Origin of the sequence: Dokdonella sp. (genome assembly GCF_035703485.1) — a bacterium.
Classification (GTDB): Bacteria; Pseudomonadota; Gammaproteobacteria; order Xanthomonadales; family Rhodanobacteraceae; genus Dokdonella.
Map to the genome: position 1 here is coordinate 18,679 of NZ_DASSYD010000172.1, position 25,069 is coordinate 43,747.

Below are 25,069 nucleotides of genomic sequence, written 5' to 3' on the forward strand. Positions count from 1 at the left end.
TAGGAGTCACTCATGTCCAGCGAAGGATTCAGTCCGTGTCCATCCCCGATCACATTGCAGCGCATTGCCAGCGCGCGCTGGACACCTTACGTTGCCGCGACATGGCAGAACTGGACCCGCGAAGCGCTCGCCGCCGAAGATGCCTGCGGTCAGCTTCGCGCCAGTGATTGCGAAGCATGCCTAACGCTGCAGGCGATCAATACACTGGATTGGAGCGACACGCTTGGCCAACGCATTCAGCAGGCCGCGCGTGAAGCGCTGGGCCTGCATTCACTGCCCGGACGGCTCAAGCGCGGCACGGTCTGCGCATCCGCCTGATTGAATAGAGCTCATCGAGAGCAGCGTTGAATCTGCCGCGACCGACGAAAAATCGACCCCAATCGCCGGCCGCCCCAAAGCCTTTGCAGGAGCGCCTTCAGGCGCGATGCTATTTGCGGAATCGCGTCTGAAGGCGCTCCTGCAAGGGAGGAGATCGCCGATCTACTTCTTCTTCGGAATATAAAGATCCGTGATCGTGCCTTCGTAGACTTCGGCAGCCATGCCGACTGATTCACTCAAGGTCGGGTGCGGATGGATGGTCAGGCCGATGTCGGCGGCTTCGCAGCCCATCTCGATGGCAAGTCCGACTTCGGCAATCAGATCACCGGCATTCGGGGCGACGATGCCGGCACCGATGACCCGGTGGCTGGCTTCATCGAAGAGCAGCTTGGTGAAGCCCTCGGTGCGGCCGATACCGATGGCACGGCCAGAGGCGGCGTGCGGGAACTTGCCGACGCCGTAGGCGATGCCGGCTTTCTTCGCTTCGGTCTCGGTCAGGCCAACCCAGGCGATTTCGGGGTCGGTATAGGCCACTGATGGAATCACCCGGGCGACGAATTCACTCTTCTCGCCAGCGGCGACTTCGGCCGCCACCTTGCCCTCATGCGTGGCCTTGTGCGCAAGCATCGGCTGACCAACCAGATCACCGATGGCGAAGATATGCGGCACATTGGTGCGCATCTGCTTGTCGACCGGGATGAAGCCGCGATCGGTGACCTTGACCCCGGCTGCTTCGGCATTGATCTTGCCGCCGTTGGCTGAACGTCCAACCGCGACGAGAACGCGATCATAAAGCTGCGGCTCGGGAGCCTTGTCACCCTCGAAAGTCGCCTTGAGGCCCTTCTTGCTGGCCTCGATCTTCGTCACTTTCACTTTCAGATGGATGCCCGCGTAGCGCTTGGCGAGACGCTGCTGCAACGGTCGCACGAGATCGCTATCGGTGCCCGGCATCAGTTGATCTAGCAGTTCGACCACGGTGACTTCACTGCCGAGCGCGTCATACACGCAAGCCATTTCCAGGCCAATGATACCGCCACCAACCACGAGCAGTTTCTTCGGAATATCGGCGAGATCGAGCGCATCGGTCGAATCCATCATGCGCTTGTCATCCCACGGGAAGCCCGGCAGTTTCACCGCCTGTGAACCGGCCGCGATGATTGCCTTGTCGAAACGCACGAGCTTTTTGCCATCCTTGCCGTCAACTTCAATCTCGTTGGCCGAGACAAACTTGCCGCTGCCCTGCAGCGTGGTCACCTTGCGTTGCTTGGCCATGCCGGCGAGACCGCCGGTCAACTGCTTGACGACCTTGTCCTTGTTTGCGCGCAACTTGTCGAGATCAATCTTCGGTTTGCCGAAACTGATACCGATATCTTCGGCATGCGCTGCTTCCTCAATGACGCGACCGGCATGCAGCAGCGCTTTCGACGGAATGCAGCCGACGTTGAGACAGACGCCACCGAGCGTCGGGTAACGCTCGATCAGCACGGTGTCCTGGCCGAGATCGGCAGCGCGGAACGCAGCGGTATAGCCGCCCGGGCCCGAGCCGAGCACGACCACCTGGCATTCGATATCGGCCTTGCGACCGCTGGCAGCTGCCGCTTTCGGCGCTGGCGCTTCAGATTTCGCCGCGGCGGGCTTTGCCGCAGCGTTTACCTCCGAGAGAGGGCGCTCCGAAGAGCTGGGTGCCGATTCCGACTTGCCGGCCAATTCGGACTTTGGCGCCGACGCTTCGGACTTGGCAGGCTTTTTGTCGTCCGCCGCTGCGCTTTCAAGAATCGCCACGACCGTGCCTTCACTCGCCGTGTCGTCGACCTTGACCTTCACTTCCTTGATCACGCCATCACCCGGCGACGGAACTTCCATGGTCGCCTTGTCGGACTCGAGGGTAACGATGCCCTGATCCTTCTTGACCGTGTCACCGGCTTTGACCAGCACTTCGATAATCGGAATGTCGCTGTTGTTGCCGATATCGGGAACCTTGATCTCGATCGTGTTTGCCATCTCAGTCTCTCCGGTTCAAAGCAGCACGCGACGCATATCGGCCAGCACCTGACCGAGATAGACGGTGAAGCGCGCGGCAGAAGCGCCGTCGATGACACGATGGTCGTAGCTCAGGCTCAAGGGCAGAATCAGTCGCGGCTTGAACTTCTCGCCATTCCACACGGGTTTCATCGTCGATCTTGAGACACCGAGAATGGCGACTTCGGGCGCGTTGACGATCGGCGTGAACGCGGTGCCGCCAATGCCACCTAGACTCGAAATCGAAAAACAACCGCCAGACATGTCGGCCGGGCCGAGCTTGCCGTCGCGCGCCTTCTTCGCCAATGCGCCAGATTCTTCGGCGAGCTCGATGACGCCCTTCTTGTCGGCATCGCGAATCACCGGAACGACCAATCCGTTCGGTGTATCGGCGGCGAAGCCGACATGAAAATACTTCTTCACGATCAAATTCTCGCCACTGGCATCGAGCGAGGTATTGAAGTCGGGAAATTTCTTCAGCGCCGCAACAACCGCCTTGATCAGGAAGGCGAGCATGGTCAGTTTGATACCGGCTTTCTCGTTCTCCTTGTTCAGGCTGACCCGCAGCGCTTCCAGATCAGTAATGTCGGCATCGTCGAACTGGGTAACGTGGGGGATCATGGCCCAGTTGCGCGCCAGGTTGGCACCGGAAATTTTCTTGATCCTCGACAGCGGCTTGGATTCGATCTCGCCAAATTTTGCAAAATCAACCTTGGGCCACGGCAGCAGATCGAGCCCGCCGCCCGATCCGGCACCCGCCGCGCCGCCGCCGGCCAACGCCTGCTTGACGAACTTCTGCACATCCTCGCGAGTGATGCGGCCCTTGCGCTCACTGCCGGTCACATTGAACAGGTCGACGCCAAGTTCGCGCGCAAACAGACGCACCGCCGGACTCGCGTGCGGCACCTTGTTCGGCATGACCGTATCGGAACCGAAACTGATTGGCGGCGACTGCTGCGACCCGGTAATTCCCGGATCAGCGTCGGGCGCGAGTGCGGCCGTCTCAAGCTCGCTCAGACGCGATGGCTTGCTGGTATCGATGGTCGCCTTCTGATTCTGGGTCTCCGCCGCTGGAGTTGCTTCGGCTTTCGCTGCTTTCTCCGGCTTCGGAGTTTCCGGTGGCTTCGCTGCATCTGCATCGGCCTCGGCATCAATGATCGCGACCACCGTGCCTTCGGAGATCTCGTCACCGAGCTTGACCTTGACCTCCTTGACCACGCCAGCCACCGAGGAAGGCACTTCCATGGTCGCCTTGTCCGACTCCAGCGTGACCAGACCCTGGTCCTTGCTCACGGTGTCACCTGGTTGAACCAGGACTTCGATTACCGGGATGCCGGTGTAGTTGCCGATATCGGGGACTTTCACTTCATGGCTGGCCATCAAACTGCTCCGGTCTTTAGGTCGATGCGGATCACGAACGGCCATTGTCGCCTTGATCGACGATTACGCCAACCGCCGGGCAACAACGCCCGATTCCGGTCAGCCGCCGGATCAAGGCAACGCTGATCAAGTGGCGCAATCGTCACGACACCTGTCTGCGCGCAGACAGGTGTCACCTAACCGATTGAGTTTATTGAAAAATGTGGCATCCAGAAGGTCATGACGATTGCGCCACTTGATCAGCGTTGCCTTAATGCCTGATGGCCCGCCGAACCGACGTTTACTCCACGGTTGCAACTGTCAGCGCTTGCGTACATCGCTCCACACAAGCGACTCATTGCTGCGCTTTTCGCGGAAGTCGGTGCAGCGGCCATCACCGCGACCAGTCAGACCTCCATCGGGTGCACAGAGGACTTTTCCTTTCGCGTCGTACAGTGTGCTCGGCTGATCGCAACAACTGGGCGGCACGTAATAGACAAATTGATCGCGGTAACGATAGCGAAGGATCCGCCGTGGCGGATTGGCGACCGGTTCGGCCTCGAATCGCGCGATCATCTGGGCGACCCATTCGGCCTGCATCGGGCGGTTCGTGGCGCAGGCGCTGGGTCCGGCAAGAATGGCGGCAAACAGGGTCGCCAGGGTCATTGCGGGCTTCATGTCACCTCCGTTTGGGCTGCTGGAGCAGGTATCGTCCGATTTTTCGAGAATCGAAGCCAGAAGCTCGCTCTGAAACTGTCAACGAGACGAGAAAGCCGTTCGGTCTGGATCGGATTCGGACAAGGCTCCAATTCGATCAATCCGACAGGAAATCCGTTCGTCCTGACCTCGTCGAAAGATGAACGGCGATACGCGAGAAGCTTGCGTGTGTCATCTGCACGAATGGAATGAGAGGTTCGCGCTCCACCTTTCGACAGACCCGGAGCGAACGAATCGGGTAGTTGGCCGCGCTGGCGAGCCAAACCAGAGTGGATACATTGTCTGAAGCGAATCGATGCTTCCAGTACAATACCCGGCTGCCCTTGGGTCGCCGCGGCATTTCGCAGTACCGCGCCCCCCAGCTCACTCGGAACACCTTCAATGATTTCCTTTCGCAATTTCGCCCTGCGGCGCGGCGAACGCCTGCTCCTGTCCAAAGTCGATATCGCCCTGCACGCCGGTTGGCGCGTCGGCGTGGTCGGTCGCAATGGTAGTGGCAAAACCAGCCTGTTCGCCGCCGTTCTCGGTGAGATCGAAGCCGATTCCGGCGATCTCGAAAAATCGCCGAAACTGCGTATTGCCTGCGTAGCCCAGGAAACTCCGTCACTGCCCGATGCGGCAATCGACTTCGTCGTCTCCGGCGATACCGAAGTCCATGCCGTTCTCGTTGCCGAGGAGGCAGCGATGGCCATCGAGGATTGGGACGCGGTCGCTGTCGCGCACCAGAAGATGGCCGAGATCAATGGCTACGATGCCCAGGCCCGAGCCGGAAAGTTGCTGCATGGCCTTGGCTTTCCGTCCGACACCCACCAGCGCGCGGTGTCGGAATTCTCTGGTGGTTGGCGCGTACGTCTGAATCTCGCTCGCGCACTGATGATGCCAAGCGATCTGCTCCTGCTCGATGAGCCGACCAACCATCTCGATCTCGATGCCGTGCTCTGGCTCGAACAGTGGCTGCTCAAATATCCGGGCATGCTGATGATGATCTCGCACGATCGCGAATTTCTCGACGGCGTCGGCACGCACATGCTGCATTTGCATGATGGTACCGCCAAGCTCTATACCGGCGATTACACGAGCTTCGAGCGCCAGCGCTCCGAGCAGTTGCACCTGCAGCAAATCGCCTTCGAGAAAGAACAGGCCGAGCGTGCTCATCTGCAATCCTTCATCGATCGCTTCAAGGCCTCAGCGGCCAAGGCCAAGCAGGCGCAGTCGCGGGTCAAGCGTCTGGCCAAGCTGGCCGGTACCGAGGCGGTGCGCGCAGAACGCGAGATTCGGATCAACTTTGCCGATCCGCTCAAGCTGCCGAATTCGCTGACCCGGCTGAACAAGGTCGACGCCGGCTATGGCGACATCAAAATTCTGTCCAAAGTCGGTTTCGGCCTTGAGGCCGGCGATCGTATCGGTCTGCTCGGCCCCAATGGCGCGGGCAAATCAACGCTGGTCAAGACTCTGGTCGGCGAGCTGCCAATCCTCGATGGCGAGCGCAGCGCACATCCGGACATGGAGCTGGGTTACTTCGCTCAGCACACCGTTGAATCACTGCAAGCTGGTCAGTCACCCATTGATCACCTGCGCGATATTGCGCCGGGATCCAGTCTGCAGGAGTTTCGTGATTTCCTCGGTCGCTGGAACTTCGCCGGCAACCGCGCTTTCGAGAGTGTCGACGGCTTTTCCGGCGGCGAACGCGCACGCCTGGCCCTGGCCCTGATCGCCTGGCGCAAGCCGAATGTGCTCCTGCTCGATGAGCCGACCAACCATCTCGATCTGGAAATGCGCGAGGCGCTGGCCGAGGCCTTGAGCATCTTCCCCGGCGCCATCGTCATGGTCTCGCATGATCGCCATCTGATCGGCCTCGTCTGCGAAACCTTCTGGCGCGTCGCCGATGGCAAGGTCGAGGAGTTCAAGGGCGATCTGGATGAGTACGCCGCTTGGCTCAAATCGCGAGCTTCGAAGGGCTGAGGAACGGGAGTGCGGAGTTGGAATAGCCGACTCACGAACTCCTTACGCAGGGTTGGTCAGGTGCAAATTCGTCGGCGGCCATGGTCGATGCAATCGCACCAGGGTGCCGCCATCTTTCGAGGCGATGGACAGGGTAGCCGAGAGGCGCCTCGCCCGCGCCTGCATGCTGTGCATGCCGGTTCCCTGTGCCGGATCGGTTTCCGACAGGCCCCGGCCGTCGTCGCGAATCTCCAGAATCATCGCTTCGTTGCTGTTGCGAAGTTCAACTTCCACCCGCTTTGCCTGCGCGTGTTTTAGCACATTGGTCAGTGCTTCCTGCACGATGCGCATCAAGTCCAGGCTCTGGGTATTGGTCAGATAGACGTCATCAAGGCGATCGGTATGCCAGCGCAAATGGATGTCGTAGGCCTCGAACATCCGCGACATGCGATGACGTAACGGTGCCAGCAGTTCGCCGAGCGAATTTTCCCCGTAGTGTTGTGCCGATGCAGTGTCGATGATCAAACGCAAGTCGTCGCGCAACTCACGCAAGGCGTCAAGCATCTTGCGCGATGAAACGCTTTCCGGGCCGTGCTCCAGCGCGGTGATGTTGCCAATCAACATGCCGCCAAGACCGTCGTGAAGATCATGTGCGAGGCTTACGCGCTCACCAAGACGCGCGTGAGCCAGTTCCAGTTTGTGTTGGCGCAAGAGCGTATCGGCCAGTTCACCGCGTGCTTGATCGACATTTTGCTGCAACTCGACATTGAAACCCTCAATGCGACGCAGGTTGCTCACGAAATTCCAGGCCAACACCATTGATGCGCCGATCACACCCACCATGCTGGTCAGAGGAACCCAGTTGGCCGTTTCGTCGATGATTCCGGCAACACCCAGGACATCGTGCACGCCAGCGCCGATCACGGCGGCAGAACACAACGAAAGGAATTTTTGATCAGGTCGACCCCCGCGCCAGGCGAACCACAGGAATGCGATATCGACAATCACCACCACCAGCACCGACAACGCGTTGGCCAGGTTGCGTGCCGCGAGCTTCCCCTCATGTGGAGCCAAAATAATCCATAGTGCTGAAAGCAATAAAATCGCCCACATTCCTTTTTCACGTCGAGGCCAACGTCGGTCGCAAAAGCGCAGGACGAACATGGCCCAGCAGCCGATCGACACAGGCACCGCAATCTCGGTCAGATTCTGGTAGGCATCGGTCGTCGTGAATGGCCATGGACTGGTGGCGACCGTATTCCACGCGACCGGCAGCCACGCGAATCGTCCGGCGGCATACCAGCCGAAGGCTACTTCACGGCGACGCATCAGCCACACGGCGAGAAAGAACAGTCCTACCGTGAGACTGATCGCCAGGCCGATGAGGTTGATCGTGTTGCGCAGCCATTGCTCTGCCTTGAAGCGCGCTTCGAGCGCGCTCGCATCACCCACCAGTACCGGTCCGAGACCGGGGCCGTATTGAGCAAGGCCGGAAACCCGCACCAGTATCGTGTTCTGCCCCGATTTGATCAGTGGAGGAGGCAAGCGCCAGTAGCGAGGCACGTTCCACATGCGCGTCAGAGGCTCGACCAGGCTGGCGTCACGTGCAACAAGGGCTCCGTTGACCCAGATCTCGCCGGCAAAGGTCAGGTATTCGAGATAGAACGCGACATTGTCCAGCGGTGTCGGTTGATCCCAGCTCAATCGGTACCAGACCACACCATCGTAATCTGGCCAGCGCTTGCTCCAGACATCGGGCAGTGTGACATCGACCCAGCCTGACGTCGGTGGCGCGGATGCATGCAACTCCGCACGCGCTGCCTCGATTGACATCGGCAAGCCAGGTTCTGCGGCCACGGCGGAAGCGGCGCCGAGCACAAACAGCAGCACGCATGATCGGCATGCGTCAAAAAGCAATTTCACGGCAACAGTCCATGCTGGCGGGCGGCAAGCAGCGCCTGGGTGCGAGAATTCACGGACAACTTGCGATAGACCTTCTGCACATGAGTTTCCACGGTCGCTCGGGTAATCGAAAGATCGTCGGCGATTTCGCGATTGCTCATTCCATCAGCAACACACTGAAGGATTTGCATCTCACGCCTGGTCAGGGGTTCCTGCAATTTGACAGAAGGTGCAGAAGCAGGTTGAGCAGTGGCCGGATCGTTGACCAGCGCAAGAATGCGCCGGGCGATGAACGGGTCTATCGGCGCACCGCCGGCGAGGACGCTGCGCAACGACATGGCGATCTCCAGATCATCGCGCTCCTTGAGCACATAACCGCTGGCGCCGGCACGCAATGCGCCGAGGATCATTTCCTCCGTGCTCCAGGCCGAGATCACGAGGATAGGCAAGGCATCGTTGCGCTCGCGCAACCAGGCGACCAGTTCAATACCGCTGCCATCCGGCAAGCCAAGATCAACCAGAGCCATGCCTAGCTGGCTCGTGTCGCGCCCCTGCACCTTGCCTTCGGCCAGCGTCGCAGCCAGACGCAGTGAATTCTCATCATGACCCAGCGTGGTCAGGATGCGTTGGAGCCGCTCGAGCATCGAGGGCTCATCATCTACGAGAAGAATGGGATCGGTCATAAATGAGCAGGGACGCTATCACAACACCATTCAGCAAAAAATCAATGTTTTCATGGATGCGCAGCACAGCGGCAGGTGGCTATTCTCGCCAAGGATAGTTGCCAATGGGGAGCTGGCTCTTGAACCCGAATATTCTATTGCCTGTACGTCTTGTCACCCTTGCTCTGGCACTGGGTGCGGCGTTATCATTTTCTGCTGCGGACGCTGCTGAGCGGATTGATTGCGAGACCACGCCGTTCGGCGCCAGCAACCTGATGCTCGGCGATGCCGAGTTCATGTCCTTGCTCAGCAACGATGATCGTTCCTTCAAACCGATCGGCGAGTATCGATTGCCGCGAGCCGGCGAGCCCGATGCACTCAGCGAGGTTTACAGCGGCGACCTGATCCCGACCGGATTGCCTGACGGTTCACGCTTTCTCGACGCCGTCAACGTCGATCTGAATGGCGATGGCCGTGACGAAGTGGCGGTGGCCTATGGCGTTCGCATGGACCCTGGCGAACCCACAGTTCTCGGCAAGATCATCATTGGCATTTTCGAGCGCACTCCGGGATTTGCCCCCTCGGCACGTTTGATTGACAGCTGGCAGCTGGACGGGAATCTCGACGGCACCGGCATGACCACCTCCTCGGTGGAACTGGAGGCCGGCGATCTCCGCGGAACATCCACCCGTGAGCAGCAACTGGCCTTGAAGTGGCGCGGCTCGATTGGTCCAACCGACGGCAAGATGAATGTCATTGTGCTGACCGGCACCAACGATGGCAGGCTGGCCGAAACGGACAATACCTGGGCCGGTCGCTGGAGGAGTACCACGGGTTTTGGCGAATCGAGCCTGGCCCATGGCGATGTCCTGCTCGACGGTCGCGACCAGCTGATCGTGGTCGCTGTCGAAACCAACAGCTCGGGTGAAAACCACCTTCACACTCACTTGCTCGAATACAACGCGCCGGGCGCGCATCGCAACAGCGGTTTGGTTGCCGACCCCAACGACACCGCCATCGGCAGTCTTGCGTTCAACAGCGAGATCACCATCTTTGCCGACGACGCCTTCGTGTCGCCCAATACGCCGCTAGTGTGTCCGGACGCTTCATGCACAGAGACCGTTCAGATCTCTGGCCAGCCGCATCGGGTTCTCGCTGACGCCGGCAACCTGGTGGATACCGCAGCGGCGGAATTGCTGGTGCATATCGGGTTCTTTGGGACGATAGACCTTCGGAATGAGACCGGTATGTGGGTTAGCGGCACCATCGGCAACTTCACAGGCCAGCGTCTTCTGCATTTTTCGACAGTGCAGGCCGCGCCAGGTGCCGACATCAGCGCGGTGACCTTGAGCAACAGCGGGCCAGGCCGGGATTTTGATTCCAGCCAGATACTCGGGTCACGCGCGGGCAATGGCCTCCCATTTTCGGAAGCCACGAAAACCGGATTTGATAGCGCCATCGGCAGGCTATACGGTGCCGAGCAAAACCAGCTCGCCCTGGTGCGAGTCGTGGAGAGTTCTAGCAGCAAGCAGCTCCAGGTGGACGTCTATGCCGCCGGCGTGCGGCTGCAATCCGGCTTCCAGTTTGATGTGCTTGGCGGAACCGGGCCTTTCCCAACGAAGTTCACCAGCACTGCAACCGGCGATGTCGATTCGTGGCACTGGGATTTTGGCGATGGCAGTTCGTCGGTGGCCACGAACCCGTCGCACAACTACAACGCGACCGGCAGCTACACGGTCACCCTGACCGTCAACGACAACGCCGGCAAGACAAGCAGCTACAGCACTGTGATTCAGATCAACGGGCAGACCAGCAGCGGGGGTCAGGCTGAAAGCTACACGTATCAGATGGATCGGTCGCCACAGATTTCAGCGGTTACCGAGGACGGTTACCAGAGTCTGCCAAACGGCGATACCGTGATCACCTACAACAGTTTCCTCGAGCAGTCACAACCTCGAATCGCCATCGGCGACATGAACCGCGATGGCTCATCCGAAATCATGACCAATGCACAATCGGTGGTTCGGGAAATCACAACACCGCTCGCTTTGCCGATTCCGAGGGTAGAACTCCAGGCCACGATCTGGCGCTCCCTGTGGCGACTGGATACATCGCAGATTCCCGTCGTGTTGAACCCGTCACATGCGCAACAAGTGACTGCTTCAAGTATCAGCTCACTGCCGTTGCCATACGCAGCGTCCGCCCTGCTGGCCAGTGATTTCGATGGCGATTCCGTTTTCGCCACGCTCGGTACGCGTTGCGGCGCGGTCTACGAGCCGCAACTGCGCAATCTGATCTGGATGCCACCATTTTTCTCGGCCCTGCAGTCGGATGCGCTGGGAAATGGCTACATGTCTGCTTCGTTCGGCAATCAGCAAAGCAGCGGCAACAGCGTGGAGAACCGGTCAGGCAGCTTTACCAGCCACAGCGTGTCGGCCTATGTCGGGGTTTCCGCCGGCACTACCGACAAGGAGCCGGTCAATTTCAGGGCGACACTCAAGGCCACTGCCGGACATGACTGGCAAACGTCCAAAGGTGCCATCCACGGTGAGGAAAACGAGCAAACCTACAGCGAAGGCCAGGCAGCCACCCAGGGTGAGGCGCTGGTAGTGAGCGAAGGCAACTCGGCGCTTTGCTATTCCTATGATGTGGTCCAGTCCAGCGGTCCGGTGCCGAACAGCGGCATGCGCATGTGCGAGATCTCCGACCATGAGCGCACCGCGCAAACCGCGGAAATCTGGAACGCACAGTTCATCTACGGGCAGACCGAACCGAACTGGGTCCCGTTGCAACGCGACTGGGCCAGCCGTGCCTTGTTTGTGCCACCAACCAGCACGATTCCATTTCAGAACGGGCGCGGACTTGACAAGGCAACCGATGGCTTGTTTTCCACCGCGGCGACCAGTGTGAGTACGACCAATCCGTACCTCGATATCGACCTCGGCAGCGTGCAGCCGATCGAAGCGATCCGCGTGTTTCCGGCGGCCAATGTCGATGAAAGCGGTGCCATGGTCAAACCCGTCGCGTTCAATCTGGCTGCACTTGATCTGCAAGGCTTCCATGTTTACGTGTCGGCAAATCCGTTTGTCGGAGACGAGGTTCCCGGCGGCCCCGGCGTGGTCAGCTTTTCGCCCCCTACGGAAAACGGCATGGTCTATGACCGCTGGAACATCATGGTGCGCGATGCGAACTACAATCCGCTGCCGGTGCGCTATATCCGCCTGCAACATCCCGATCAGGTCGAGGCGCTGATCAATATTTCCGAGATTCAGGTTTTCGGCCCCACTCATTCCGAGCCACCCGCCTATCCGCAGGCCGTATGCCAACCGGTCGCCGGCACCGGCATGTTCCTGGCCCGGGTCTGGAACCCGTTCGAGGCCGGCTATCAGAACATCGAGGAGCGCGGCGACATGATGTGGTCCGGAACCAATGCGGCCAATTCCCCGACTGGCGTACGCCTTGCCAACGGCGATGCGTGCATCAACCATCCCGGTATTCGACAAACCACCATCTGGAACAATCTGCGCGTCGGCAACTCCGGAATCACCCATTCCTGGGATTCGACATCCAATACCTCGCAGACGGTCGGCAGTTATGGCGGCATCGAGTCGACCACGCGAGTAGGCGCCGAGCTCGAGCTCGAACTCGGCAACACCTATGTCTATGCCGTGGCGGGTCTTTCCTACGAGTACTCATTCGGCGTCACCCGCGAAAAGCAATCGGTCAGCTACTGGGGCAACGGGTTGCAGATCGGCGGTTCCGTCGGCGGCTTCGACAACGAGTACCAGAATCTGGTGCTGTCATGCGGCTACTTCCCTCATCCCTATGCCTACCAATTGAGTGATCGCGGCAGCATCAACTATCAACACGATCTGTACGTGGTCGACTACACCGTGGCGCAGCCCAACAACAGCAACGCCTGGCAACGCGGCTCGGTGCCATTGGAATGCTATGGCATCGACACCTCCAACGACACGATTTTTGCTGACGGTTTCGACGGTTGAGGGGGCCGTGACCATCATGAACAAGACCATCGCAACTGTACTTTCCGTCTCGTTGATTGGGATTGCTGCCAGTGCCACGGCACAGACCCGCTTCACATCCGACGCGGCCTTCGTTCGCGCAGGGCAGGAACTAAATACGGCGCTTCAGCTATCCACGGTCCTGCATGAGGCCGTGCCGGCCAACCCCGAATCGGGACAGTCGTATCCGACGCGCGCCGGCAGCTGGTTGCAACTTGGCAACGTCGGCAACCAGCAGGCATCGATCCAGAGCGTTCGTCTATACGCGTATGCACTGACCACCAGTGTCCAGCAGCGCGTCAAGGCACGATTTCGTATGTGGAATGCTCACGACAGCAGTGCCGATCCGGTGTTTGCAAGACCCGCGGAGTTCATCGTCGATTTAAGCGCCTGCCCATGCAATTTCGACGCAGGTCAGGCCTACTCCATCGACATCGATCTGCCGAAAACCGTATTCACGGAAGGCACTGAACTCGGCTTTAGTCAGCTCTGGCTGACTGATCCCGGCAACGGTGTGCTGACAGTCTCCAGAGAATTGGTCCCTGCGCTCGACCGGCAGGGCATTGTTCCGATTGTGGGAGACTCCGTTGCCGCCTATGCCAATGCCGGACGCAGTCCCGAGGATCTCGATTTCATTCCGGATGATTCAATATTCGGCGCTTCACTCGGCCTCGCCTTGTTTGGCGAGCCGATGGCACTGGATATCTGTAGCGGCGCCAGTGGCTTTCAGCACCAGTTTCAGGAAGAGTTCGACAATGCGAGCCAGTTCTTCCAGCGCTGGAAGGCCACTCCGAATTTCGGACAACTGTCGATCGACAGCGGCCAGCTCGGGCTCGCCGCTCCGGACGCCGCAACGCAGTTTCCCTATATCGCATCGAGACCGGCGACGATCGTGATTCCGCCCACCGGGAATTTCATGGTGCGCTGGATCGCCGAATACACGGGAGTGGGTCCGGCCGGGGACGGCGAGATGGTGATTTCGCGCGGCACACCCTTGAATGGCGACGATGCCGGCACGGTGCCAACCGCCATGCGTTCATGGCAGGATTCAAGCGGCTTCTACATCGACATCGATACCGCCAGTGGCGTGCAGCAGGTTGGCGGCGGGCAAGGCACTTCCCGCCACGACATGGCCTATTGCTGGGTCGATGGCAAGGTCGAACTCTGGAAGGATGGCGCACAGTTGTTTTCCCAGACCAATCAACCTTCACAGCGGCCTGATTCGTTATGGTTCGGCAATCCGATCATTGCCGGTAGCGGCCCCTGGAATGCGCTGTCGCTTTTCCGGGTATGGGTACGCGGCGATCTGCCGGTGGGTACCGACCTCATCTTTCGTGATGATTTCGAGGTGCCGCCCGGAACCCCGTAGCTTGCTTGTCGAACCGGGAATCGGGAGCGGGGAGTGGGGAGTAGGGAGTCGGAAAAGCGGCTTTTGTGCTGGCCTCATCATCGTCGGGTAGAGACTTGCTCGTTGGGAATCGATCCTGCAGAAGCCAAGGCGGTAGACTGCGATCGGTCCGTCGCCATGCTGCGCGAACGCGAGCTGCGGCTTTTCCCACTCACGACTCCCTTCCCCCACTCCCGGCCTTCAACCCATGTACACCCTCTATTACTCTCCAGGCACCGCGAGCATGGTTGTGCACCTCGCCTTGCTCGAGCTGGATGCGCCTCATGAGCTGCGTCTGATTGATTTTGATTCGCGGGCGCAGAAGGATCCTGAATATCTGCGTCTGAATCCGAACGGGGTCGTGCCGACCCTGATTGTAGACGGCAAGCCTGTCTATGAATGTGCGGCACTGGTTCTCCTGCTTGGCGAGCGACACGTCGACAAGCGTCTTGCGCCAATGCCGGGATCGTCACAGCGCGGACTCTATCTGCAATGGACTTTGCATCTCGCCAACACGTTGCAACCGGCGTTCCGCCAGTGGTTCTATCCGACCGATTTCGGCCCTGAGAATCAAGCTGATGCAATGCGTGATTTCGCCCGGCGCAGGATCGAGGCGGCATGGGACCGGATCGACGTCCACCTCGCCGCGCACGGCCCGTACATGCTCGGCGCACACTTCAGTCTGCTCGATCTTTACGCGACCATGCTCATGCGCTGGTCACGCAATATGCCCAAGCCGGCTGATCAATGGCCGGCACTTGGCAAACTCGCTGGTATGGTCAAGTCACGTCCGTCGTGGAAGCGTCTGTATGCGATCGAGGGACTGACCGAGTGGGCATGAGCGAACCGCTCATCGTCAGCCATTGAATCAGGAGTCACCGATGAAATTTCTGCACAGCATGGTCCGGGCCAGGGATCTCGACGCATCGCTTGAGTTCTACTGCACCCATCTTGGTCTCGTCGAGATCTCGCGCCGCGACTACGAAAAAGCACGCTTCACGCTGGTTTTCCTTGCCGCGCCAGGCGACGAATCGCGTGGACAAATCGAGTTGACCTGGAACTGGGACGACGAGGACTACGGCACGGCACGCAATTTTGGCCATCTGGCGTTTTCAGTGGATGACATCTACGCCACCTGCCAACGCTTGATGGATGCCGGCGTGACCATCAATCGTCCGCCGCGCGATGGCCATATGGCCTTTGTCCGTTCTCCCGACTTGATATCGATTGAGTTGCTGCAGAAAGGCGACGCACTGGAACCGCGTGAACCATGGACGTCGATGCCGAATACGGGCGTATGGTGATTGCGGTGAGCGGGAGAGGCATCGTGACTTTCAACAGTTTGTCGACCCTTACCATCACTTTCTCGCGATCCTGTCAGGTTTTCCTCGATGGCTCTTGCCGCTAACCGCTGACGGCTTCTCGGTCAACCGTCTTTCCCGCCAACTGCTCGCTGCCCAACTGTGCAACCTTTTTCACGTCTCGAACGTACCTGTTGAAGTCAAACCAAAGGTATCGGATGAATCACGATAAAGATCCATCAGCGACTGCTGCCACCGAGGTGGATGGCGTGTTGGCCAGCGCGGGCGATGGTGCTTCGCTGCCGGAGGGCACCCGACTTGGCGCTTACCGGATCCGTCGGGCGCTTGGTGAGGGCGGGATGGGCCAGGTCTATCTGGCCGAGCAAACCGCGCCGGTGCACCGTGATGTCGCGCTGAAACTGATTCGCCAGCAGATCGCCAGCCCGCTGGCCCTGGCCTGGTTTGAAGTCGAACGTCAGGCCCTGGCGCAGATGCAGCATCCGGCAATTGCCCAGATCTTCGATGCAGGCACCACCGATGAGGGCCACGCCTACATCGCCATGGAGTATGTCGAGGGCACGCCGGCATCCGACTATTGCCGATCACGCGCATTGTCGCGCGATCAGCGTATTGCCCTGTTCGTGCGCATCTGCCAGGGCGTGCAGCATGCTCACCAAAAAGGTGTCATCCATCGTGATCTGAAGCCCGAGAATGTCCTGGTCAGTGATGTCGATGGCTTGCCGCTGCCGAAGATCATCGATTTCGGCATCGCGATTGGTGGCAATGCATCGAGCGATGGCGCGAAGGTTGAAAGCTCCCACGTCGACCGGGCCGGTACCGCCATCTACATGAGTCCCGAGCAGGCAGGCCTGAATCATCGTGATATCGATACTCGCAGTGACGTCTATTCGCTCGGCGTCATGCTCTGCGAAATCCTCACGGGTTCTGACGCCCGCACGCTCACCGCCGACGCGCATGACTCAACGCACGCGCCGCAGGAAACGCTGCTGACGGCCCTTGGCAGTGGCTCGGGTTCTCGTCACAACTTCACCGATAGTGGCGCCCTGTACGCCGCCGCCCACAATTTGCCGAGTGAATTGCGCGCGATCCTGCGCAAGGCACTGGCGACGGAGCGTGCCGACCGTTATGACTCGGCGGCGGCGCTCGCGGAAGATCTTGAACGGTTTCGCGAGCACCGGCCGGTGTCAGCCATACCCTCGACACGCACCTACCGGATGCGCTCATTCATCGCTCGACATCGCCTCGGCATCGCAGCGGTGAGCCTGATCCTGATGGCTATTCTGGTAGGCGCCGGACTCGCCTTGCATGGATTGGGCGAGGCACGGGAGTCCGCGCGCGTTGCGCACGTGGAAGCGGTCAAGGCTGATCGTGTCGCGCAGTTCGTGCGTACGATGCTGGGCGGTATCGATCCTGATCGCGCCCGTGGCATGGACAACAAGTTGATGCACATGATCCTTGACGCTGCAGCCAAACGCGTCGGCAGTGAGCTCGTCGACCAGCCCGATGTGCGCGCCGAAATCGAAAGCACGATCGCTGGCAGCTATTCCTCGCTGGGCGACTACGATCTTGCCCGGATCCACTATGACGCGGCCCTCGATGCCGCGCACGCCGCAGAGCTGCCACACGCGGAGATCGCGCGCATTCAGGCACGCTCAGCCATCAACCTCGAAAATCAGGGTCGATTGAAAGAAGCCCTGGACACCGCCCAGGCGGCGTTCGCCGAAGTTGCCACCTTGCCGGTCGAGAATCGGGATCGGCTGATTGTCGAATCAACCCTTGCAGGCATTGAAGCGAGTTCGGGTAAACCCGAGGAAGCCCGAACGCGCTTTCATCGGGTGCTGGCATTGCAGCGCACGCTATTCGGCGATGATAGTGACGATGTCCTCAACACGCTCAGTGTATTGACCGCCGTTGATCTTGATACCAACCATCTCGACGAGGCGCAGCCACTGCTCGAAGAGCTGCTCGGGCGCTACCGGACACGATACGGCGACGAACACTCCAAGACCTTCAGCGCAGTCAATGGGTTGGCCATTGTCGCGCTCGAACAGAAGCGCTATGCCGATGCCGAAAAGCTGCTCACACCGCAACTGCCGATGATCGAACACCTGTTCGGCAAGGACCACCCGGTAATGCTCCGGTTGATCAGCAACCTGGGCGGCGCGATTCGCCAACAAGGTCGCAATGAGGAAGCGCGACCCTTTTATGAGCGGGCAGCGTCTCTCTCACAGGAAATCTACGGTCCGAAGAATCCGACCAGCATCGTCGCGGAATCGAACCTGTCTCTTTTGCTACGTGACAGCGGTCAACTTGCCGAGGCCGAAACGCACGCGCGCAACGCCGTGAAATACGCGGACATCGTCTGGTCCGACAACGGCATCCGCGGCATCATGCATCGCGAGCTGGCCACGATTCTCATCGCCGAGAAGAAATACGAGGATGCCGAGACCGAACTCAACCTTGCCTGGGGCGTGCTCAGTCAAGCCGAAGGCTATGGTCCGCAGCACCCGCGCAGCCAGGATGTCGTTGACACTTATCTGTCGCTATACCAGGCCTGGAAGAAGCCAAAGCGCGAGGCCGAGTGGCGCGTGCGCAAGCTCGCTTCGCGGTGACCGGAACAGGGCTCAACGCTTGATCTGAATCAGATCGATCGGCGAACCGTCCGGCATGCGTGCATTGAACTTCGACTCGATGCGGTCGAGTTCATGCACCTGCTGGCAAAGTGCATCGGCACGCTTGCCGAGTTCCTTGGCATGACTCTCTACGGCTTTCTCTACATTTTTCTCAATTGATCCGGCGCGAGCTTCAAGCTCGGCGACCGCCGCTTCGTCTCCGCTAAAGGCAACCGAAATCGCCTGTGCGGTGATATTGCCGATCATCTCGCCAATCAGGGAGCCGACCGAGCCTTCGATCAGCCGATCAATTTCCTTTTCCGATTGCGGGCCCCAGTCATCACGCGCATTGATCGCACGCTTCAATTCGTCTGCAGTGCGCGCGATTCTTTCGGCGCTTTCACGAGCCTGATGGGCGTCGCTGGCAAACGCGCTTGAGGCATGCCCGACCGCTTCAAACGCGATTCCCACCGCATCGATCGCAAGCGCCTTGGCTTGCGGAACAATGGCGCGAATTGCGCGCTCCAGCTCCACGGCATTTTCGCGATCAGCGGCATCGAGTGCGAGCGCCTTTCCATCAACCACAATCACGCCCGCCGGACCGAGGACGACGACGCGATGGGTCTTGTCATTGGTGAAGGTAATGCGCTCGGCGTCAAACCTGGTCGAATAATCGCTCTCGACATCGCAGTGATCGCTGTCGATATTGAGGCGCGCATGCGCGGAGCTGAAGCTGAGCGCCAGGGCAAGAGCAACAAGACTGGCAAGCGGACGGAGTGTCATGGGGTAACCTCGGACGGTGAGTTCGATTCTTTGATGCCGGGTTCGTATGGAAGGTTTATAGAGCGGGAGTAGGGAGTGGGAAATTGGGAGTGGGAAGAGCGGCTGTCATGCCGCCCTGAATGTTCTCGGCGCCGCAAATGACGACACTTTTCGCTTTCCTACTCCCTACTCCCTACTCCCTACTCCCTACTCCCTACTCCCTACTCCCTACTCCCCATTCCCGCTCCAACAGCCGTCGGGTTGTCCTGATGCTCCTTGAGCCAAACCATCGAGCGGTGCACGCGTGCGTAGCCACTCGGATGATCGTAGAAGATGATCTCTTCGATCGGGCCGGGCTTGATCTTGCGGTAGGTCGACAGGCGCATCGCAGCCATGGCAAAACCGTTCGGTTCCCGCGCGGCATTCAGCCCGAATGCGTCAGCCTCGGCTTCGGCCTGGCGAACGATCGAGTTGGTCAGCGGTGTGGCGAAAAAGAAGAACAACGACAGAATGGCCACGGCCAGCGGCAAGGCGGCCGGATCGCCGCGGTCCTCCAGTCCGAAGCGCGGTCCCCAGCGAACCAGAGCGCGATCAAAGAAGTGATGCACGACCCAGAAACCCAGGGCAAGAATCAGCGTCATGTAGATGACCAGACGAAGTCCGTGATTGAGTACGTAGTGGCCCATCTCGTGGCCGAGGACGGCAAGGATTTCGGGCTCGGAGGTGCGGTCGAGCAGATTGTCGTTGAGTGCGACTCGCGTCGTTCCAAGGAATCCGGCGACGTTCGCGCTGATTCGCGTGGTCTGTTTCGAGGCATCGAATTCAACCACGTTGTTGTCGGGAATCATGTTCGCCCGCGCCAGCGAAAGGACTTGCTCGCGCACCTCGCCTTGGCGCAGGGGTTTGTAATCGTTGAACAACGGATCGAGGAATACGGGCGCGATCATCATGAAAAACAGGATCAGCGCAAAGGTGCCGCCACTTGCCCATATCCACCAGCGCGCACCGGTCCTGCGCACGGCGGCGTAGAGCAGCGCGATGACCGGTGGCAGGATGATCAGACTGATGATCAGGCCCTTGAGCTGATCAAATGACCATGCGGAAAAAGTCTGCGTGGCCAGGCCATAGGCGTGCTCGCGGAAAAACCCCTGATAGATCGTCAATGGCAGGGCGAGCAGGGTTCCGATCAGGATCCACTGCACTGCATAGATCATGGTGTACACCCAGGGTCGCTGGCTCACGCGTCTGCCGATGTCACGCATCTTTCGCGACAGACCGGTACGCAGAAAGATCCAGGCTACGACGAGGCCATACAACAGACCCCAAAGCTGCAACCAGTAACCACCCTCGAAATAGGCATCCGATTGCGCACGCTGCTCGGGCGAGAGCAGGTTCACATAGGCATCGGTGGCGCGGTCGATGTCGAAGTCAGGACCGGGTCGGGCCGCATCGGGAATCTGCAATCCCGGCGGAAGTTCCGCGGCTGGAGCGGCGACGGCAAGCAATGGGCCTATCACCAAAAAGCCAAGCACAACGAGGAACAGCAAACGGCCAGCGATTTTCATGCAGCACTCCCCAGTGGATGAGGAGTCGACAGTACTTCAAAGCGCCACCCAGATGCAGCAGTCATTCGTCATGCAAAAAACCGCAGCATCGAAATGCTGCGGTTCGCGGGTGTGTTGCGGCAGCGCGCCTGGCGTCAGGCGCGGGGTCTTAGTCGGCCTTGCTGATTGTAAAACCACCAAAGCTGATGCCGAGATTGACACCTTCACCGGTGCCGGCCAGGGCCAGCGACACGGTGCCCTTGGTCAGTACCTGCGCAGTCGCACTTTTGCCGGCGGCTGCGGACGCTTCACCCTGGACATAGGTGCCGAGAATGTCGCTCATCCTGTGCACGTCGGTGAATTCACCCTTGCCGTTATCGATATGTGCCTTGCCGACGGTCAGACCACCGCCCTTGGCCGAAATCTTCACGCGCATTGACTGACCATTCTCGCAAGTGACCGTGCCACTGCCTTCGGCGTGTTTGTAAATCGCCGACCAGGTGGTCAGATTGAAGCGCATTGTGCAATCGAGATTGGCCTCGGCAGCCTGGGCCGTGGGCGCGGAAATGGCGGCGATGGCGAGAGCCAGGCCGACGCTGGCGAATCCTGCTTTGATCGGTGTCATTGGAAAATTCCTTCGCTGGGGGTGGGCGGAGTCTCACCCCGTTCTGCTGAACGCAAAGGAACTGGTCGCGGCAAAGCGCGCACTTGCTGAATGGTGGCGTTCAGGTCGCAAAGTCGAGCAAAACCCGCCAGCGCTCGCGTTTGTGCTGGCGCGTCATTGATGCATTCGCAGGACTTGTCGATGGCAGATCAATCAGGGCAAGTGTCGATGCATGCACAGGGGCAATCCTGGGCAGCACGAGTCTGCGGAATGCGCGTTGCGCATGACCGCCGTTGAGCGCGATTGCCGCGATCGATGGATGCGATTTCAATAGCCCGGGGATATCGTTGGCGACTTCGCTGGCGCGCACGATTGCACTGTCGAGACTGCCGCTACGCTCGCAGCTGGCCAGGACGTCCCAGATGCCGATGCCGCGCGCCTGCAAGCGGCCAAGACGTTGCGGGTACTCAAGTTCCGGCCCGGCATCGAACATCTCGCCCATCAACGGCCAGAACAGGTTCTGCGCATGTGCATAGGATTGTTGCATCGCCAGCGAGCGCACACTCGGTGCAGTGCCAAGAATCAATACGCGACATCCGCGCGCGACTTGTGGCGGAAAACTCTCAACCAGTGATCCGGAATCGTCTTTCATCGGGCTAGCGTTGCCGCATTGACGAGATGTCGCAAGCACGGCCGGACTTGTGACCAGTGAAGTTTCGGAATGTGCCAGCGAATGGAGGGCGCGCCGACTCACAGGGGCTGTGTCCGTACCGCGTCCTTGCGATGCAGCAGTCGGTACAAAGCGGGCAGCACCAGCAGGGTGAGCAAGGTCGAGGAAACGATGCCGCCGATGACTACGGTGGCCAATGGACGCTGCACCTCGGCACCGGTGCCGACGTTGAGCGCCATCGGCAGGAAGCCCAGACTGGCCACCAGTGCCGTCATCAGTACCGGTCGCAGCCGGGTCAGGGCGCCATCGACAATGGCTTCCTGCATGGCCACGCCGTCGCTACGCAACTTGCGGATGAAGCTGATCATGACCAGGCCATTGAGCACGGCCACGCCGGACAGGGCGATGAAGCCGATTCCGGCCGAGATCGACAACGGAATCCCGCGAAGCCACAGCGCCAGCACACCGCCGGTCAGGGCCAGGGGCACGCCGCTGAAGACGACCACGGCATCCCTGCCCGAGCCCAGCGCCATGAATAGCAAGCCGAAGATCATCACCAGCACGACCGGCACCACCACCGACAGGCGCCGACTGGCCGAAATCAACTGCTCGAAGGTTCCGCCGTATTCGAGCCAGTAGCCAACTGGCAAGTCGATTTCATTGGCGACCCGATTGCGCAATTCCTCGACAAATGAACCGAGGTCGCGACCGCGCACGTTGGTGGTGATGACGACGCGGCGCTTGCCGTTCTCGCGACTGATCTGGTTCGGGCCGAGGGCAATCCCGATAGCAGCCACTTCACCCAGCGGCACATACGCGGGCGATTGCCGCGCACCATGCACTTCTTCGCGATCAATCCGGATCGGTATCGGCAGCGAAGCCAGCAGATCGGGATTCTGGCGTTGCTGCTCGGGCAGGCGCACAACGATATCGAAACGTCGATCGCCTTCGAACAGCTGACCGGCAACCGCGCCACCCAGGGCGATCGACACGGTGTCCTGGAGATCGCCGACGGCGAGACCGTAGCGCGCCAACGCAGCACGATCGGGCGTGATCGTCATCAGCGGCAGGCCGGTGACCTGCTCCAGCTTCACATCGGCCGCGCCTTCGATCCTGCTCGCCAGCTTTTCGATCTGTTCGCCGACTTGTTCGAGTTGTTCGAGATCGTCGCCATAAAGCTTGATCGCCACCTCGGCACGCACTCCGGCAATCAGCTCGTTCATGCGCATCTGCACCGGCTGGGTGAATTCATAGTTGTTGCCCGGAATCGTCCACACCGCCGCTTCGAGCTCGGCAATCAGTTGCGCCCGTGGCTTGCGCGGGTTCGGCCAATCCTTGCGGTCCTTGAGCATGATGAAGGTGTCGGCCACCGACGGCGGCATCGGGTCCGTGGCAACTTCCGCAGTACCGATCTTGGCGAAAACCTGTTCGACCTCGGCGAACTGATCGATTCGCGCTTCCAGTTGGGTCTGCATGGCAACGGCCTGGGTCAGGCTGGTGCCGGGAATCCGCAATGCGTGCAGGGCGATGTCGCCTTCATCGAGGTCGGGAATGAACTCGCTGCCAAGCCGCGTTGCCAGCAGTCCGGTCAACACGGTCAGGATCGCCGCAGCGGCGACCACCGCGACTCGCCACGCCAGTGCCTTTTGCAATAATGGCGCATAGACACGCTTGAAACCGCGCACGATACGGGTTTCCTTCTCTTCGATCTTGCCGCTGACGAACAACGCCACGGCGGCCGGCACGAAGGTCAGTGAAAGGGCCATCGCGCCGGTCAAGGCAATGACTACGGTTATCGCCATCGGGTGGAACATCTTTCCTTCGACGCCGCTGAGGGCAAACACCGGCACATACACGGCGGCGATGATGAACAAGCCGAACAGGCTTGGCTTGATCACTTCGGCGCTGGCAACGGCGGCCAGCTCGAAGCGCTCCTCGCGATTGAGCAAACGGCCAAGCTGGTGCTGCCGCTCACCAAAGCGACGCAAGCAGTTCTCGACGATGATCACGGCACCATCGACGATCAGGCCGAAGTCGAGTGCGCCGAGACTCATCAGATTGGCCGAAACGCGGTTCTCCACCATGCCGCTGATGGTCAGCAGCATGGTCAGCGGTATGACCGCGGCGGTGATCAGGGCAGCGCGCAGATTGCCCAGCAACAGGAGCAGGACAACCACCACCAGCAGGGCGCCTTCGACGAGATTCTTGCGCACCGTGGCGATCGTGCGATCGACCAGTTGCGTGCGATCGTAGACCGCCCTGACGTTCGCGCCGTCAGGCAGGGTTGCGTCGATCTCCTTGAGTTTTTTGGCGGCGCGCTGGGCCACAGCGCGGCTGTTTTCACCGACCAGCATGTACACCGTACCAAGCACGACCTCGCGGCCGTCCTGGGTCGCCGCACCCGTTCGCAACTCGCTGCCTTCGCTGACCTCGGCGACATCCGCAATGCGCAATGGCACGCCATCGCGCGTAGCCACGACAATCTGTTTCAGGCCTTCGGCATCGGCGACCTGGCCCGGCACCCGAATCAGGTATTGCTCGCCGGAACGTTCAATATAGCCGGCGCCGACATTGGCGTTGTTGCGCGCGACTGCATCGAGCACGTCGCGCAAGCTCAGGCCGTAAGCGAGCAGCTTGGTTGGCTCGGGCGTGATATGAAATTGGCGCACATGGCCGCCAATCGTGTTGACCTCGGTGACGCCTTTCAGATTGCGCAACTGTGGGCGTACCACCCAGTCCTGCAGGGTGCGCAGCGCGGTCGGCGTCCAGGTTTCCTGCGCACCGTCCTCGGCCTCGACCGTGTACATGAAGATTTCACCCAGACCGGTCGCCACCGGCCCCAGCGTGGGCTCGATGCCGGCAGGCAACTGCGAAGCGGCCTGTTGCAGACGTTCGGCCACCTGCTGGCGAGCGAAGTAGATGTCGGTACCGTCTTCGAATACGACGGTGACCTGGGACAGGCCATAGCGGGAAATCGAACGCGTGTATTCCAACCGGGTCATTCCCGCCAGCGCGGTTTCCAGAGGAAAGGTCACCCGCTGTTCGGATTCGAGTGGTGAGTAGCCGGGCGTCTCTGTGTTGATCTGGACCTGGACATTGGTGATGTCCGGGACCGCGTCGATCGGCAAGCGGCTGTAGTTCCAGACGCCAAGCGCAGACAAGCCGAGCACCAGCATGAGAACCAGCCAGCGCTGCGCGATGGACGCGCGAATGATGCGTTCCAACATG

Annotated in this window: 16 protein-coding genes and 1 pseudogene; 7 read left to right on the forward strand and 10 right to left on the reverse strand. The window is 60.0% G+C overall.

The window, feature by feature from the left end:
- Window positions 1-12 precede the first annotated feature (12 nt).
- Window positions 13-318: a hypothetical protein gene (locus VFN25_RS13265; RefSeq protein WP_325142679.1), complete on the forward strand. Its 306-nt coding sequence runs from the start codon at window positions 13-15 to the stop codon at window positions 316-318.
- Between the two features lie 162 nt (window positions 319-480).
- Here VFN25_RS13265 and lpdA read toward each other — a convergent pair whose 3' ends face one another.
- The 3 genes from lpdA to VFN25_RS13280 form a co-directional block, all read right to left on the reverse strand.
- Complete coding sequence (lpdA, locus tag VFN25_RS13270) at window positions 481-2,319, reverse strand: dihydrolipoyl dehydrogenase (RefSeq protein ID WP_325142681.1); 1,839 nt, start codon at window positions 2,317-2,319, stop codon at window positions 481-483.
- A gap of 15 nt (window positions 2,320-2,334) precedes the next feature.
- A complete protein-coding gene (locus VFN25_RS13275; protein ID WP_325142684.1) occupies window positions 2,335-3,717 on the reverse strand; it encodes a dihydrolipoyllysine-residue acetyltransferase in 1,383 nt (460 codons plus the stop codon).
- 300 nt (window positions 3,718-4,017) lie between these two features.
- A complete protein-coding gene (locus VFN25_RS13280) occupies window positions 4,018-4,374 on the reverse strand; it encodes a DUF6970 domain-containing protein (RefSeq protein ID WP_325142685.1) in 357 nt (118 codons plus the stop codon).
- 420 nt (window positions 4,375-4,794) lie between these two features.
- Between VFN25_RS13280 and VFN25_RS13285 the strand changes: the two are divergent.
- Window positions 4,795-6,360, forward strand: a pseudogene (locus VFN25_RS13285) (ABC-F family ATP-binding cassette domain-containing protein); the annotation flags it as partial.
- A gap of 57 nt (window positions 6,361-6,417) precedes the next feature.
- On the opposite strand, the gene VFN25_RS13290 reads toward VFN25_RS13285, so the two are convergent.
- Together VFN25_RS13290 and VFN25_RS13295 are read right to left on the reverse strand one after the other, a co-directional pair.
- Entirely contained in the window at window positions 6,418-8,277 is a 1,860-nt protein-coding gene (locus VFN25_RS13290; protein ID WP_325142687.1) for a sensor histidine kinase, read from the reverse strand.
- Complete coding sequence (locus VFN25_RS13295) at window positions 8,274-8,939, reverse strand: response regulator transcription factor (RefSeq protein WP_325142689.1); 666 nt, start codon at window positions 8,937-8,939, stop codon at window positions 8,274-8,276. Before VFN25_RS13295 ends, VFN25_RS13290 begins: the two co-directional genes overlap by 4 nt.
- Window positions 8,940-9,058: 119 nt before the next feature.
- Between VFN25_RS13295 and VFN25_RS13300 the strand changes: the two genes are divergently transcribed.
- The 5 genes from VFN25_RS13300 (at window position 9,059) to VFN25_RS13320 (ending at window position 18,261) form a co-directional block, all read left to right on the forward strand.
- Window positions 9,059-12,922 carry a PKD domain-containing protein gene (locus tag VFN25_RS13300; RefSeq protein ID WP_325142691.1) on the forward strand — a complete coding sequence of 1,288 codons (3,864 nt, stop codon included), beginning with the start codon at window positions 9,059-9,061 and terminating at the stop codon, window positions 12,920-12,922.
- Between the two features lie 16 nt (window positions 12,923-12,938).
- Window positions 12,939-14,309: a hypothetical protein gene (locus VFN25_RS13305; RefSeq protein WP_325142693.1), complete on the forward strand. Its 1,371-nt coding sequence runs from the start codon at window positions 12,939-12,941 to the stop codon at window positions 14,307-14,309.
- 226 nt (window positions 14,310-14,535) lie between these two features.
- Window positions 14,536-15,168, forward strand: coding sequence for a glutathione S-transferase family protein (locus VFN25_RS13310; protein ID WP_325142696.1), 633 nt, complete (start codon window positions 14,536-14,538; stop codon window positions 15,166-15,168).
- Between the two features lie 40 nt (window positions 15,169-15,208).
- Window positions 15,209-15,631 carry a VOC family protein gene (locus tag VFN25_RS13315; protein WP_325142700.1) on the forward strand — a complete coding sequence of 141 codons (423 nt, stop codon included), beginning with the start codon at window positions 15,209-15,211 and terminating at the stop codon, window positions 15,629-15,631.
- A 215-nt stretch (window positions 15,632-15,846) separates the two neighbouring features.
- Window positions 15,847-18,261, forward strand: coding sequence for a serine/threonine-protein kinase (locus tag VFN25_RS13320; RefSeq protein WP_325142703.1), 2,415 nt, complete (start codon window positions 15,847-15,849; stop codon window positions 18,259-18,261).
- Between the two features lie 12 nt (window positions 18,262-18,273).
- Here VFN25_RS13320 and VFN25_RS13325 read toward each other — a convergent pair whose 3' ends face one another.
- The 5 genes from VFN25_RS13325 to VFN25_RS13345 form a co-directional block, all read right to left on the reverse strand.
- The gene (locus VFN25_RS13325) at window positions 18,274-19,044 is read right to left on the reverse strand and encodes a DUF2884 family protein (RefSeq protein ID WP_325142705.1); all 771 of its coding nucleotides are present in this window, start codon (window positions 19,042-19,044) and stop codon (window positions 18,274-18,276) included.
- Between the two features lie 200 nt (window positions 19,045-19,244).
- Window positions 19,245-20,588 (reverse strand): M48 family metallopeptidase, encoded by a 1,344-nt coding sequence (locus VFN25_RS13330; protein WP_325142707.1) that lies wholly within the window; start codon window positions 20,586-20,588, stop codon window positions 19,245-19,247.
- A 148-nt stretch (window positions 20,589-20,736) separates the two neighbouring features.
- Entirely contained in the window at window positions 20,737-21,192 is a 456-nt protein-coding gene (locus VFN25_RS13335) for a hypothetical protein (protein ID WP_325142709.1), read from the reverse strand.
- A gap of 100 nt (window positions 21,193-21,292) precedes the next feature.
- Window positions 21,293-21,823 (reverse strand): DNA-deoxyinosine glycosylase, encoded by a 531-nt coding sequence (locus VFN25_RS13340; protein ID WP_325142711.1) that lies wholly within the window; start codon window positions 21,821-21,823, stop codon window positions 21,293-21,295.
- Between the two features lie 98 nt (window positions 21,824-21,921).
- Window positions 21,922-25,068, reverse strand: coding sequence for a CusA/CzcA family heavy metal efflux RND transporter (locus VFN25_RS13345; RefSeq protein WP_325142713.1), 3,147 nt, complete (start codon window positions 25,066-25,068; stop codon window positions 21,922-21,924).
- Window position 25,069 lies beyond the last annotated feature (1 nt).